The sequence below is a fragment of the Providencia sp. PROV252 genome (assembly GCF_033676005.1).
Lineage (GTDB): Bacteria > Pseudomonadota > Gammaproteobacteria > Enterobacterales > Enterobacteriaceae > Providencia > Providencia vermicola.
Genome location: NZ_CP096294.1, coordinates 1112986 through 1127813, shown reverse-complemented (window position 1 = coordinate 1127813; position 14828 = coordinate 1112986). Strand labels below are relative to the sequence as shown.

Below are 14828 nucleotides of genomic sequence, written 5' to 3'. Positions count from 1 at the left end.
TTTTTAGGTCAATAACATCACGGTTAATACCACTAACAGCAACAATGGGTAGCTTTGTGCATGGCGCTTATCGCTGAGGTAAGGCATTAATAATGAAGCAAAACGGATCCCCAACCAAGAAGCAGCAATCAAAATTAACGCGCCTTTGAGGTAAATCATGCCAAGAAAACCCGCGCCGAGGTCAACGTGCTTATCAATTGCAAAATAAAAGTAAGTTAATGTCCCTGTGATTGCCATCGGTAGCGTCAACGGGTTAGCAAAAGCCGCCGCTTGGATCATACTCGCACCGCGGCGTCGCATTAATGGAACGGTCATCACACTACCGCCCACCCCTAAAAATGCCGCCACAGCACCAATCACCACGCCAATCGGGGTATCAGCAAAAATGCCCCCTCGAGAAGCTTTGATACCTTCCGATCCTGTTTGCATAAAACCAGGGCGAATAAAACAATCCAAAATCGTGATTATCAAATAACTAATAAATATCCAGCGGATCAACGCACTATCTACCGATAACGCCACAATTGCCCCAATGATTCCGCCAATTGAAATCGGAATAATAAACGGCTTGATAATTGGCCAGCTTAGGTTGCCTTTTAAATAATGGGCACGGCTCGATAGCGTTGATGAAAAAATCATCACACAAGTGGAGGTTGCCACCGCAACTTGCATTGCCACTGCGCTTGCATCGCTTTGCGGCCCCCAGACTAAGGTAATTAATGCATACAACAGTGGAACCGTGATAAACCCACCACCAAAACCAAATAATGCAGTTGTGATCCCTGAAATAAACCCAAATAAGCAAAGAAGCAGTTCCACAGAAAATTCCTCATCAGTCATTGAGAAAATATCTTATCGATGAGTAAGCCGCCTTGCTTGTGCAGATTCGACAACCTGCTTTGAGATTTCGCCAACATTGTTAACATTGATAACTTATTTCCTACATGACTAAACCAACTAAGTGAAATAAATGTGCCTCTAAGAATTCATTTATTCAAAAAATATCCCGATAATAGTTAAATCTAAAAATTCACAGCTGGGTAAGTCAATGAAATGTATTAACTGCAATGAGCGCGAAGCGAATAAAGAGTCTGGTTGGTGTCATGAATGCGAACAATTGGAAGTCCATAAAATTAATGGCGTACTTTATCTGCCAGCTTTAGGGCTAATTATTACCGCATTTTTGTCTATCTTTGGGGCATACCAATTAGTCCAAGTTGTCACCTATTATGCTGAAAATACGAAGGGTGTTCCTGCATTTTACCTTGGCGCCATTGTGCTACAGCTTGTCTATATAATTATCACACTCGTCGCTTGTTGGTTTTTCTTTAATAAGAAAAAAGCGACTAAATGGATTATGATTTCCTACTACATTTTTGCGCTCATCGTAACGCTGTATTTTACCGTTTTTATCGCCATAATTTATGGTGCTAAATTAACCAATACAGATTACCAGCAAATACTCATGAGCACATTCAGTGCCGCGCTGTGGATTGGTTATTTCATTAAATCTGACCGTATCCCACAAGTTTTTATCCGATAACGTCCATAAAAAATGCCAGCCTTTTTATCGGCTGGCATCATCACAAACTTAAATCAGACTTAATACATTATTTCAGAACATTATAAATAACCGTTTCGCCTGCTTTCACGTCGCCTTCAACTAAAATCTCGACGCCAGCAAAATCATCGATATTGCTGATGATAACAGGGCTAATCATTGATTTAGCATTCGCTTCAAGGAACGGTAAGTCTAATTTCAGGATTGGTGTACCCGCAGTGACTTCGGCACCTTCTTCCACTAAACGCGCACAACCCTCACCTTTCAGCGCAACGGTATCGATACCCATATGAACGATGAGCTCTACGCCATTTTCAGTTTCAAGGCAGAATGCATGGTTAGTTTCAAAAATCTTGACCACTGTACCTGATGCAGGGGCTAAAACTTCACTGCTGGTTGGTTTGATGGCAATACCATCGCCCACAATGCGGCTAGAGAACGCTTCATCTGGTACATCATCGAGGGAATATACTTGCCCACTGACTGGCGCAACGAGGGATAAAATCGCATTGCCTTTCGCTTTCGCTGGCTCTGCTGCTTTTTTCTCTTCCGCGGCTGCAACAGGCGCAGTACCGGCAATCGGCCCTTTCGCAATCACTTCCGTCATTGCTTTAGCAACCAACTCAGCGCGCGTTCCTACAATCACTTGTACGTTTTGTTTGTTCAAGCGAATAACACCTGAAGCACCAAGACGTTTTGTCATCGCATCGTTAACAATTGCAGTGTCTTTTACCGTTAAACGTAAACGTGTGATACACGCATCGATATTCACGATATTATCGCTACCGCCTACCGCAGAGACGTACTGACGTGCTTCTTTTTGGATATCGCTATCCGTGGTATTAGCAGGGCTGAGGCTTTCATCGTAACCATCAATAGTTTCATCACCCGCGCTTTCTTCACGGCCTGGAGTTAACAGGTTAAATTTGCGGATCATGAAGCGGAAAATCACGTAGTAAATACAGAAGAAGACTAAGCCTTGAACAATCAACATGTACCATTGAACTGCTAATGGGTTACGCGATTGCAACAGCATATCCACTAAACCTGCACTGAAGCCGAAGCCAGAAATCCATTCCATTGTTGCTGCGATATACACAGAAATACCAGTCAACAGTGCGTGAATAACGTACAGGATTGGTGCCACGAACATAAATGAGAATTCAAGCGGCTCAGTGATACCCGTGAAGAATGCCGCAAATGCACCCGCAATCATGATACCAGCTACTTTGGCTTTATTTTCAGGGCGTGCGCAGTGGTAAATAGCGAGTGCTGCACCTGGTAGACCAAACATCATAATTGGGAAGAAACCAGCTTGGTAACGACCTGTGATACCTACCGTTGCCAGACCTGCTTCGATAGATTTAGCCCCACCGAGGAAGTTTGGAATATCGTTAATACCCGCAACATCAAACCAGAACACCGAGTTCAGTGCATGGTGTAAGCCAACAGGAATTAACAGACGGTTAAAGAATGCGTAAATACCCGCACCGACAGAACCTAAATCTTTAATGCTTTCCCCGAAAGACACTAAACCGTTATACACCACTGGCCAGACATACATCAGAACGAAGGCTAAGATGATCATTAGGAATGAGGTTAAAATCGGCACAAGGCGACGACCACTAAAGAATGACAACGCTTTTGGTAACTCAACACCACTGTAGCGATTGTATAATTCAGCTGACAGTACCCCAACTAAAATACCCACGAACTGGTTATTAATTTTACCGAATGCCGCTGGGACAGTTTCCAGAGGAACATTCATAATCATAGAATAAGATGCAGGAGAACACAGTGTTGTCACCACTAAGAAGCCGACAAAACCAGTCAGTGCCGCAGCACCATCCTTATCTTTCGACATCCCATATGCAACACCAATTGCAAATAGCACGGACATATTATCAATAATTGCCGCACCAGATTTAATCAGTAACGCCGCGATTGCACTATTAGCGCCCCAACCATCTGGGTCAATCCAATAGCCAATCCCCATTAGGATTGCTGCGGCTGGTAGTACAGCAACTGGCACCATCAGTGCCCTACCAATCCGCTGTAAGTAGCTAAGAATATTCACAAACTCCCCCTTATAACCTTATTTTGCCCCATTAACAGGATCTTATTGTTCAATCGATCAATGATCAGCAACCGATAATATTTGATGATTAATTATATCAGTTTCATACTTTAGATTAATTGTTTCGCGATGCAAAATAAATAGGTGCAATTTGTGATAAATGTCAACGAAATCGTTCATGTTCTGACTAAATTAGTAGCTATTATTGAAAACTTATTTTATGATTAAAAATAACTTATTTACGTCATTAACCTGTATATTCTCAGCGCGTTTAAAATGCAGGTGCAGCCGTTAAAACGGCACTGTATACCAACACCAACGCGTAATAAATTTGTAGTATAACGAGTATTCCTATATCTAATGCATAACACCAGGGATACACATATATATGAAAGATTTCACAGACTTATTAGAGGTAATTGAAACATGAGGCTAATCCCATTAAACAATGCGCATGATGTCGGCACTTGGTCTGCACAGTATATCGCTGATAAAATCAACGCATTCAACCCAACCGCTGAACGCCCTTTCGTTCTCGGCTTACCAACAGGTGGCACACCACTCGCAACCTATAAAGCGCTGATTACTTTGTATCAAGCAGGTAAAGTGAGCTTTAAACATGTGGTGACATTTAATATGGATGAATATATTGGCATTCCTGCTAATCATCCACAAAGCTACCATACGTTTATGCATGATAATTTCTTCAACCATATTGATATCCAAGCTGAAAACATCAATCTGCTCAATGGGAATGCCCCAAATGTTGATGAGGAATGTCAACGTTATGAAGATAAAATTAAATCTTATGGCAAAATCAATTTGTTCATGGGTGGCGTAGGAAATGATGGCCATATTGCATTCAATGAACCAGGTTCATCACTGAATTCTCGTACCCGAATCAAAACGTTAACCCCTGAAACACGCCAAGCAAACTCACGCTTCTTTGATAACGATATCAACCAAGTGCCAAAATTTGCGTTAACGGTGGGTGTTGCCACATTAATGGATGCAGAAGAGCTAATGGTTCTGGCAACAGGTGCGAATAAAGCAAATGCAGTTCACGCTGCCGTGGAAGGTTCCATCAACCATATGTGGACAGTGAGCTGTGTACAAATGCACCCAAAAGCGCTGATTGTCTGTGATGAGCCTGCAACACTCGAGTTAAAAGTCAAAACACTCAAATACTTCAAACAGCTAGAATCTGAAATTATTGAGACGTTTAACTAAGATTATATTTATCAATCACCCGACTGGCGACGGCTAGTCGGTGACCCATTTTTCCAGAGGTCAGGAGTTTAAAACCATGTATGCACTAACTCATTGCATTATTTATACAGGTCATGAAAGACTGGATAACCATGCTGTCATCGTTGATGGTGAAATCATCAAAGAGGTTTGCCCTGTCTCTGAAATACCTGCAAATATCCCACAACACGATTTGCAAGGCGCAATTCTCTCTGCTGGTTTTATTGATCTGCAAGTTAACGGCTGCGGTGGCGTTCAATTCAATGACAACAAAGAAAATGTCACATTGAAAAATTTAGATATCATGCAAAAAGCCAATGAACGCACAGGTTGTACTAGCTACCTACCAACGCTGATCACTTGCTCTGATGATCTAATGAAACATGGCATTAACGTCATGACTGAATATTTAAAAGATCACAAAAACCAAGCCCTTGGCCTACATTTAGAAGGTCCTTATATTAATGTGATCAAAAAAGGGACCCATAACCCTGAATTTATTCGCCAGCCTTCAGCTCAAATGATTGATTATTTGGCCTCCCACGCCGATGCCATCACAAAAGTCACCTTAGCGCCTGAAATGGTCGACCTCGATTATATTCGCCAATTAAAAGAGGCTGGCATTGTGATTTCTGCGGGGCATTCAAATGCCACATACGAAGAAGCGAAACTTGGCTTTAAAGCTGGTATCCGTTTCTCAACTCACCTTTTCAATGCGATGCCATACATTTCAGGCCGCGGCCCAGGTTTAGTTGGCGCCATTTATGATACGCCAGAAGTGTATGCAGGCATTATTGCCGACGGCTTACATGTTCAATGGGCTAACATTCGGAACAGTAAGCATCTGAAAGGTGATAAATTAATTTTAGTGACGGATGCAACAGCACCAGCAGGAATTGATCCTCAAACTGGTGAAATGGATCATTTTATCTTCGCAGGTAAAACCATATACTATCGTGATGGATTATGTGTTGATGAAAATGGCACACTCAGCGGTTCGTCACTGACGATGATTGAAGCAGTCAGAAACAGCGTAGAACATGTCGGTATCGCATTGGATGAAACACTTAGAATGGCAACGCTCTATCCAGCAAGAGCCATCGGAGTTGATGAAACTTTAGGGTCAATTGCTCCGGGTAAAATTGCGAATTTGACCGCATTTAACCACGACTTCACTATTCTCGCGACTTACGTAAACGGAAAGGAAGTCTACAAAATGAGTAACTAGCTAATGAATCAAAGCCACTCGCTAAAGCAAATTGGTAATATTGACCTCGTCAAACAACTCAATAGTGCTGTCGTCTATAGCTTGATAGACCAACAGGGTCCGATATCAAGAATTCAGATAGCGGAACAAAGCCAACTTGCCCCAGCCAGTGTCACTAAGATCACTCGCCAGCTACTCGAACGCGGTTTAATTAAAGAAGTTGACCAGCAGGCCTCCACAGGGGGCCGTCGTGCTATCTCTATTGTTTCTGAACACAAAAACTTCCACACTATTGGTGTCCGTTTAGGCCGCTATGATGCCACTATTGCATTGTACGACTTAGGCGGAAAAATGATTGTGGATGGGCACTACCCTATCTCTGAGCCTACCCAAGAAGCGGTCGAGCAAAAATTGATTGCCTCCCTCGAAGATTTTATCGAACAAAATCATCGTCGTATCAAAGAGTTGATTGCCATTTCAATTATCCTACCTGGTTTAGTCAATCCAAATCGTGGCATTATTTTCTATATGCCCCACATCAAAGTGGATAACTGGCACCTAATTGATAACCTACAAGCCCATTTTAATATCACCTGTTATGTTGGCCACGATATTCGCAGCCTTGCGCTTGCTGAGAGCTTTTTTGGCGCTACTCGGGATTGCGAAGACTCTTTACTAGTGCGTATTCACAGAGGCGCTGGGGCTGGTATTGTGATCAATAAAGAAATATTGCTCAACCATCGCGGTAATTTAGGGGAAATTGGCCACATCCAAGTCGACCCTCTTGGTGAGTTGTGCCACTGTGGTAATTTTGGCTGCTTAGAAACCATTGCCTCCAACCAAGCGATTGAAGCGCGCGTTAAACAACGTTTAGAGCAAGGCTACTCCAGCACCCTTACTGCAGAAACTTGCACGATTTCCTCTATTTGCCAAGCCGCAAATAAAAACGACCCACTGGCCACCGAAGTTATTCAGCACGTTGGCCGGCAAATTGGTAAAGCCGTTGCGATTACCATTAACTTGTTCAACCCAGAAAAAGTGGTGATTGCAGGGGATATTACTGAGGCCGAGCAAATTTTACTGCCTGCGATTCAAAGCTGTATTGATACTCAAGCACTCAAAGGCTTTCGTGAGAACTTACCGATTGTCACCTCCCAATTAGTTCATAATTCAGCAATTGGTGCATTTGCCTTAACCAAACGCGCAATGCTTAATGGTGAATTACTGCAAAAGCTGTTTGATAATTAATTTCACTCTACTCAATGAACGAATAGAAGCAGGTTTTAACCTGCTTCTTTGCTTTGAGAGACCCACTATCAAAAAATACCTATCCCTTCACCCTGCTATTGTTCAATTTAAAATCTATTTGTATTTTATCAAATAATCTCGGTTTCATTGACAATCAAACGTCGAAAAATATCTTTATTTCTCCCTACTATTTTTTGAACAGACGAGTAGTCAAAAACGGATTTTTTTCAAATTAAGGGTTGTTTTTTGCTGGCTTTATCGACAAAATGATTATTCAACAAACAAACAGACGCATTTTCTGAAAAATAGTGCAAAAAGCTGTTGACTGTAGGGTCTGTAATTAGCATAATGCGCCCCGCAACGCCGATGAAGGTTAAGCAAAAAAAGATGGCTATGTAGCTCAGCTGGTTAGAGCACAACACTCATAATGTTGGGGTCACAGGTTCGAATCCCGTCATAGCCACCATTTATTTGCGGGAGTGGCGAAATTGGTAGACGCACCAGATTTAGGTTCTGGCGCCGCAAGGTGTGCAAGTTCAAGTCTTGTCTCCCGCACCATTTTCCTTCTCGGTAGTATTGAATTTAAGATTGGGGTATCGCCAAGCGGTAAGGCACCAGGTTTTGATCCTGGCATTCCCAGGTTCGAATCCTGGTACCCCAGCCATCTTAAAACATTCAATAGTAGAATTTCCCGGATGGGGTATCGCCAAGCGGTAAGGCACCAGGTTTTGATCCTGGCATTCCCAGGTTCGAATCCTGGTACCCCAGCCATCTACTATCCCCTCTTGTTGCAAAAAATCATCTTAAAGAAATAAAAATGGCTATGTAGCTCAGTTGGTTAGAGCACAACACTCATAATGTTGGGGTCACAGGTTCGAATCCCGTCGTAGCTACCATTTCTTTTGTTGTTGGGGTATCGCCAAGCGGTAAGGCACCAGGTTTTGATCCTGGCATCCCCAGGTTCGAATCCTGGTACCCCAGCCATTCCTTTTTTCTTCCTTATCTTTCTAATACAGTCTCTTTTCAATTCGCTTATTTTCATTATCATTTTTATTAATAAATTAAATCAAGTTTAGAAGATTAGATAATAAATCCATTTTTCTTACTGAAAACCAATTTATTGCATAAAAATTTGCATGTTTATGCACTTTTTCAGTAGAATCGTACTCTTTTTTCATGTTTTTTATTTTATTAAATCTCGTGGATACTAATTAACCAGTAACTTAATCGTTTTAAATGTTAACCAAGCAACATTTCGCCCATAAAATTTACTTTTGCATAACTTTTCTATTAAATCTGTGACTTTAATCATTTCTATTTAACTGTTGAAAGTGGTAACCTGCGCTCGAATTGTAGTTAGGTATGATTGGTGACAAATAAGTCACTGGAAAACTCACTCCCATCTTCCGTTCCATTAATTAGTTCTCAAAAACTCAAATAAAAGTTTTAAACCTAATAATTATAAATTGCCAAAACGCAACATTTTTACAGAGAAAATTTATGCGAAACATGATAAAGCAACCAATATATAAAATCTTATATGTTCAGGTCATCGTAGCCATCGCCTTAGGTATTGCGCTAGGCCACTTTTTCCCAGACATTGGAGAGTCACTAAAACCGCTTGGTGATGCATTCATCAAAATCGTTAAAATGATCATCGCGCCAGTTATCTTCTTAACAGTGGTAACAGGTATCTCAGGCATGTCAAACATGAAGGCTGTGGGTAGCGTTGCGGGTAAATCAATGCTCTACTTCATTACCTTCTCTACTGTCGCACTCATTATTGGTCTCATCGTTGCGAACGTCATTCGCCCAGGTGATGGCTTAAATATTGACCCAGCAACCCTCGATAGCACAAAAGTAGCAGGTTACGTTGCCAAAGCACACGAGTCATCAATTGTTGGCTTCTTGATGAACATCATTCCTGATACCGTGATTAGTCCGCTGGTAAACGGTAACATTCTTCAGGTTCTGTTTATTGCCGTTATTTTCGGATTAGCATTAGCAGCAACAGGCAAGCACGGGGAGCCAATTGTTAAGTTACTGCAAAACTTCTCTGAACCTGTGTTCAAAATGGTTGCGATGCTAATGAAACTCGCACCAATCGGGGCATTCGGTGCAATGGCATTTACCATTGGGAAATATGGGATCTCATCTATTGGCAACTTAATGATGCTGATAATGACGTTCTACATCACCTCTTTACTCTTTGTATTACTGGTATTAGGGGCTGTTGCAAAATATAACGGTTTCTCAATCATTGAGTTGATTAAATACATCAAAGACGAACTTTGGTTAGTTTTAGGTACCTCTTCTTCTGAAGCAGCACTGCCAAGCTTAATGAGAAAAATGGAGCATGCAGGGTGTGAAAAATCCGTTGTGGGTTTAGTGATCCCAACAGGTTACTCATTTAATCTTGACGGTACCAACATCTATATGACCATGGCGGCCTTGTTTATCGCACAAGCTACCAATATCGAGCTCACGATTTGGGAACAAATCTCCTTGTTGCTCGTTGCCATGATCAGCTCAAAAGGTGCAGCGGGGGTAACAGGTGCAGGGTTCATTACCTTAGCCGCAACACTGATGGTTGTACCAAGTATTCCAGTTGCTGGTATGGCCTTAATTCTTGGTATTGACCGCTTTATGTCAGAGTGCCGGGCATTAACCAACTTAGTCGGTAATGCTTGCGCATGTATCGTGGTTGCACGTTGGGAAAAAGAGCTAGATACCGAGAAACTGGCTCATGCATTCTCAGCAAAAAATGAAACGTTAGATTCAGTGATTACTGAAGATGACAGCATTAATACCAAAGAAAAAATCGCGGTTGATCTTGGAAATCCTAAATAGGATCGAGCATTTCTTCTGATAAAACTTGATAGCTATCCCAAAAAACCTCTCAATCATGAGAGGTTTTTTATCTCTCACTTTCTACAACTTTTTTAAAACGATACACAAGATTCAAGCCTGATAAATCACAATTTAAATTTATATTATTTAAAACTAATAAAAGGTGAAATTGAGTTATTTTAAATAAACAGTTAATTAGTAATACGTATAAATTATATAAAGGATATATTCTGTGATTATAGGTATTATTAGTGACATCCATCAAAACTCGGCCGAAGATAAAACAGTCTTAGCACAATCAATTATTAATATTGCAGACTGTGGGGCGACTGCCCTGCTCATGGCGGGAGATATTGGTGACTATCACGCCAATAGAAAAGAAGCATTGCAAACCTTCCAGAATAATTTCCCAACGAAATACCATCAAAATCTATTACTCATGCTTGGAAACCATGATGTTAGAACTGGAGCTGCTTCTGACGGTTCATTGGATCCAGACCTTATTGAGATATATCACGACTATCTTGATAATTGCCGCGTATCACGCTACGAAGGTACGATGTGCATAGATGCATGGATCGGAGGCTATCACTTTTTATGCTTAAACACTGATGTTGGCCTAAAGGATGAAATGGAGCTGAACGCTAATTCGCTCGCATGGTTAAAAGAAAAATTACCTGAGGGCGCAGTAGCGGATAAACCTATCTTTGTACTCACTCATCAAGCCTTTAACTCAACACATTGGCGAGCAGGCTTATTTGGTGGTTTTGGAAACCAAGATGAAGAATTAAAACAGATTTTTTTAGATTATCCCCAAATTATTTTACTGAGCGGACACATTCACAATGGCTTTGGGACAATTGAGTTCATTCAGCGACCTTTTGGAACACTCATTGAGATCCCAAGCCTTACTAAAGGTGAAAACGGCGTCACCACATCAGGAACAGGTTATTTATTAAAAGTCAGTGATGATAAACTTATCTTTGAAGCATGGAACTTCTATCATAATACTCAACTACCTGAATATGGCCATGCAATCCATTTACCCACACTATCTGTTCTCGCAAAAAAACTGGAAAACAATGATGATGAGGACAAACCTCGTTTATTAGCAGAAGCAAATTCATTAATGAATAAAAAATATCATAATGATATACCAAGTGGTGATGCGACCTATAGACCACAAGAATATTATGGGCTCGAGAAAAACTACAGCCCTGAGACTTGGAATAATATTAATTCACTTCGCAAAAAAATAATCGATCTCGAAACTAATATTGAATATCACGAAGTATCATTTGAGAATACAGAAATTATCACTCAAAACATGCTCAATGAAGCCTTAGCCTTATCTGATAATATTGCCATATACTTAAAAGACGGTCATTGGTCTCCTGAAATATACATTTCCGATGCAAATAAAAAAAATCAAACCATCAAAATAAACTCCTCTGCGGGTTATAAGAGCACCGTAATTACATCTCAAGAGACTTTTGTTATTTCCAAAGGGGAAGAATACTTATTAAAATCAAAAGCCTTTTTTGATATCCAAAAAACAAAATAACCTTGTTTATCATTCAAACATTATCTCACCCTAAAGTATTAGGGTGTTTAGAGTGAAATATTTCACTGAACATGAAAGCACTTATCATTTACAGCCCTAATGCATATTTCAGGGCAAGTTTTTTCGCTTCCCCAGCTCTTTGAGCCGCCATCAACCCTAGGTTTCTCAACATTTTTAAACCTGGAAGATTCTCGCTAAACGCCATATAGAACACATCCATTCCTGCTTGCATGACCAAATTATCAGGCAAACGGCGACGCTGATAGCGCTTTAAGACATCAACAGAATACCAAGGTTGCAAATATTCACGTGCGTAACTCACCACATTCAGCAAACTCTCTACATCACGATAGCCTAAATTAACCCCTTGCCCAGCTAAAGGGTTGATTGTGTGCGCTGCATCGCCAATCAATGCTAAACCATCAATAACATAACGGTTAGCATGGTGACGTGTTAAGGGGAATGCCCCTGATGCAATTGCGGTCACCTTGCCCAAACGCTCAGGGAACGCTTCCGAAATCGCACCAGTGAGTTGTTCCATGGACATACTTTGCAAACGTCTAATCTTTGCTGGGCTGTCATACCAGACCAATGAGGCCCAATTATTGTATAACGGTAAAAATGCCCTCGGGCCTGATGGGAAAAATTGCTGCCACGTTTTGTCTTGTTGAGGTTGTTCTGTTTGAATGGTAATCAACATACAAGCTTGGCGATATTGCCAACCGCGGCTGCCAATCCCTGCCATTTTACGCACTTGGGAATTTGCGCCATCTGCGCCCACAACTAATTTTGCTTCTAACAGACGGTTATCATCGAGTTCTAATCGCCACGCTTTTTGGTTTTTGGGTTGGTATAAATTCACCAGCTTTGCGGGGCAAACAAGTTCTAAATTACTGTATTGTTGGCACTCTTGCCATAAAGCAAGCTGCAAGACTCGGTTTTCAACCATAAAACCTAGCTCTGGCAAACCAAGGCTTTGGGCATCAAACACCACATTGCTATCGGGTTCTTCCCATGTTTCTAATTGGCGATAAGGCACACTGCGCATGACTTCTACATGCTGCCATGCACCGAGTTGCTTTAATAATTCGACTGAAGCGCGGCTAATTGCCGAAATGCGAACATCTGGGGTACTGTGTGGCTCAAATGGTGCAGGTTGTGCCTTCTCAAGCAAAGCCACCTTCATCCCTTCTTGGGCAAAGCCCAATGCCGCCGCTGCGCCTGTCATTCCCGCACCTACCACGACAACATCATAAGATTCGATTTGTTTATTCATCACATTGGCCACTATTTATGAATTGATTGCCGTATTGTACCGAAAATTTATTACCCTCGCAGACAATATCTCCACTTGAACTCTAGTCACTGAAGCCCCAAATGAATACAATACGTCCTAATTTTTAAAACAATAGGCAAATTGCCTGCCCTTAAATTTCGTGAAGTGATATTATTTCTTGCTATCTTTGCATTTATCCCATCATACAATGATGTTCTTAATCAAAATGCAAACGAGTTCCCAAAAGAGGGTAGGACTTTGGATTTACAACGCGTTTCGGGGTCCATTACACTAGCCGCTTCGAAAACACCGGATATACGACATGTCGACGAATAAAAAGTTATACATTAAAACGTGGGGCTGCCAAATGAATGAGTATGACTCATCCAAAATGGTCTCTTTATTAGAAAGTACCCACGGTTATCAACTAACTGAAGTTGCTGAAGAAGCAGATTTACTCCTGCTCAATACCTGCTCAATTCGGGAAAAAGCCCAAGAAAAAGTCTTCCATCAGCTTGGTCGTTGGAAGTTTTTTAAAGATAAAAACCCTGACATCATTATTGGTGTCGGTGGCTGTGTTGCGTCCCAAGAAGGGGATTTTATCCGCCAACGTGCGCCGAGTGTTGATATTGTCTTTGGCCCACAAACATTGCACCGTCTTCCAGAGATGATAAACCAAGTGCAAGGTACACGCAGCCCAGTTATTGACATCAGCTTCCCTGAAATTGAGAAGTTTGACCGTTTGCCTGAGCCACGCGCTGAAGGCCCAACGGCATTCGTTTCTATTATGGAAGGCTGTAATAAATACTGTACTTTCTGCGTAGTACCTTATACCCGTGGTGAAGAAGTTAGCCGCCCTTGTGATGATATTTTATTCGAAATCGCACAATTAGCCGCGCAAGGCGTACGTGAAGTCAACTTATTAGGTCAGAACGTTAACGCTTACCGCGGTGAAACCTTTGATGGCGAAATTTGCTCATTCGCAGAATTACTGCGTTTAGTCGCGGCTATTGACGGTATCGACCGTGTTCGCTTTACCACTAGCCACCCAATTGAATTTACTGACGATATCATCGAAGTTTACCGTGATACGCCTGAATTAGTCAGTTTCTTACACCTACCTGTGCAAAGTGGTTCTGACCGCGTTCTCACCATGATGAAACGTGCTCATACTGCACTGGAATACAAAGCCATTATTCGCAAACTGCGCGAAGCGCGTCCTGGTATTCTTATCAGCTCTGACTTTATTGTTGGTTTCCCAGGTGAAACGACTGATGACTTCGAAAGAACGATGAAACTGATTGCTGACGTGAATTTTGACATGAGCTACAGCTTTGTCTATTCCGCGCGTCCTGGTACGCCAGCAGCAGATCTCCCTGACGATGTCACTGAAGAAGAGAAAAAACAACGTCTATACTTATTACAGCAGCGCATTAATCAGCAAGCATTGAGCTTCAGCCGCCAAATGGTGGGTACCGTTCAACGTATCTTAGTTGAAGGAACATCCCGTAAAAATGTTATGGAGCTTTCTGGTCGTACTGAAAATAACCGTGTTGTGAACTTTGAAGGCACGCCAGATATGATCGGTAAGTTTGTGGATGTTGAGATTGTAGACGTCTATACCAACTCATTACGCGGTAAAGTTATTCGTACAGAAGATCAAATGGGCCTTCGCGTTCACGAATCACCAGAATCTGTTATTGCACGCACCCGTAAAGAAGATGAGCTAGGTGTTGGCAGTTTCCAGCCCTAAGCCACAACCATAGGATATTCAGTGACCGAGACAAAAAATTTGCA

The 14828-nt window shown here is 41.7% G+C and carries 10 protein-coding genes and 6 tRNA genes; 13 read left to right on the top strand and 3 right to left on the bottom strand.

Annotation, left to right across the window (positions count from 1 at the left end; all coding sequences use genetic code 11):
- Positions 1-3: 3 nt before the first annotated feature.
- Positions 4-819 (bottom strand): sulfite exporter TauE/SafE family protein, encoded by an 816-nt coding sequence (locus M1F05_RS04935; protein ID WP_206085288.1) that lies wholly within the window; start codon positions 817-819, stop codon positions 4-6.
- 229 nt (positions 820-1048) lie between these two features.
- On the opposite strand from M1F05_RS04935, the gene M1F05_RS04930 reads away from it, so the two are divergent.
- Positions 1049-1543, top strand: a complete 495-nt coding sequence (locus M1F05_RS04930) for a DUF2569 domain-containing protein (protein WP_206085287.1) — start codon at positions 1049-1051, stop codon at positions 1541-1543.
- A 67-nt stretch (positions 1544-1610) separates the two neighbouring features.
- Here M1F05_RS04930 and nagE read toward each other — a convergent pair whose 3' ends face one another.
- Complete coding sequence (nagE, locus tag M1F05_RS04925; protein ID WP_206085286.1) at positions 1611-3638, bottom strand: N-acetylglucosamine-specific PTS transporter subunit IIBC; 2028 nt, start codon at positions 3636-3638, stop codon at positions 1611-1613.
- Positions 3639-4064: 426 nt separating this feature from the next.
- Between nagE and nagB the strand changes: the two genes are divergently transcribed.
- The 11 genes from nagB to M1F05_RS04870 all read left to right on the top strand — a co-directional run bounded on the left by nagB (position 4065) and on the right by M1F05_RS04870 (position 11755).
- Positions 4065-4868 (top strand): glucosamine-6-phosphate deaminase, encoded by an 804-nt coding sequence (nagB, locus tag M1F05_RS04920; RefSeq protein WP_206085285.1) that lies wholly within the window; start codon positions 4065-4067, stop codon positions 4866-4868.
- A 76-nt stretch (positions 4869-4944) separates the two neighbouring features.
- Complete coding sequence (gene nagA, locus M1F05_RS04915; protein WP_206085284.1) at positions 4945-6114, top strand: N-acetylglucosamine-6-phosphate deacetylase; 1170 nt, start codon at positions 4945-4947, stop codon at positions 6112-6114.
- Positions 6115-6117: 3 nt separating this feature from the next.
- Positions 6118-7341 (top strand): DNA-binding transcriptional regulator NagC, encoded by a 1224-nt coding sequence (nagC, locus tag M1F05_RS04910; RefSeq protein ID WP_206085283.1) that lies wholly within the window; start codon positions 6118-6120, stop codon positions 7339-7341.
- A gap of 389 nt (positions 7342-7730) precedes the next feature.
- Positions 7731-7807 (top strand) — tRNA-Met (locus M1F05_RS04905).
- Between the two features lie 7 nt (positions 7808-7814).
- Positions 7815-7899 (top strand) — tRNA-Leu (locus tag M1F05_RS04900).
- 31 nt (positions 7900-7930) lie between these two features.
- A tRNA-Gln gene (locus M1F05_RS04895) sits at positions 7931-8005 on the top strand.
- Positions 8006-8037: 32 nt separating this feature from the next.
- Positions 8038-8112: transfer RNA gene (locus M1F05_RS04890), tRNA-Gln, on the top strand.
- A 48-nt stretch (positions 8113-8160) separates the two neighbouring features.
- Positions 8161-8237: transfer RNA gene (locus M1F05_RS04885), tRNA-Met, on the top strand.
- Positions 8238-8250: 13 nt separating this feature from the next.
- Positions 8251-8325, top strand: a tRNA-Gln gene (locus M1F05_RS04880).
- Between the two features lie 516 nt (positions 8326-8841).
- Positions 8842-10191: a dicarboxylate/amino acid:cation symporter gene (locus tag M1F05_RS04875; protein ID WP_272516367.1), complete on the top strand. Its 1350-nt coding sequence runs from the start codon at positions 8842-8844 to the stop codon at positions 10189-10191.
- A 232-nt stretch (positions 10192-10423) separates the two neighbouring features.
- Positions 10424-11755, top strand: coding sequence for a metallophosphoesterase family protein (locus tag M1F05_RS04870; protein WP_206085282.1), 1332 nt, complete (start codon positions 10424-10426; stop codon positions 11753-11755).
- Between the two features lie 88 nt (positions 11756-11843).
- Here the strand turns inward: M1F05_RS04870 and ubiF are convergent, their stop codons facing one another.
- Complete coding sequence (gene ubiF, locus M1F05_RS04865) at positions 11844-13031, bottom strand: 3-demethoxyubiquinol 3-hydroxylase (RefSeq protein ID WP_206085281.1); 1188 nt, start codon at positions 13029-13031, stop codon at positions 11844-11846.
- Positions 13032-13353: 322 nt separating this feature from the next.
- Here ubiF and miaB point away from each other — a divergent pair, with 322 nt between their 5' ends.
- Positions 13354-14784 (top strand): tRNA (N6-isopentenyl adenosine(37)-C2)-methylthiotransferase MiaB, encoded by a 1431-nt coding sequence (gene miaB, locus M1F05_RS04860; protein ID WP_206085280.1) that lies wholly within the window; start codon positions 13354-13356, stop codon positions 14782-14784.
- Positions 14785-14828 lie beyond the last annotated feature (44 nt).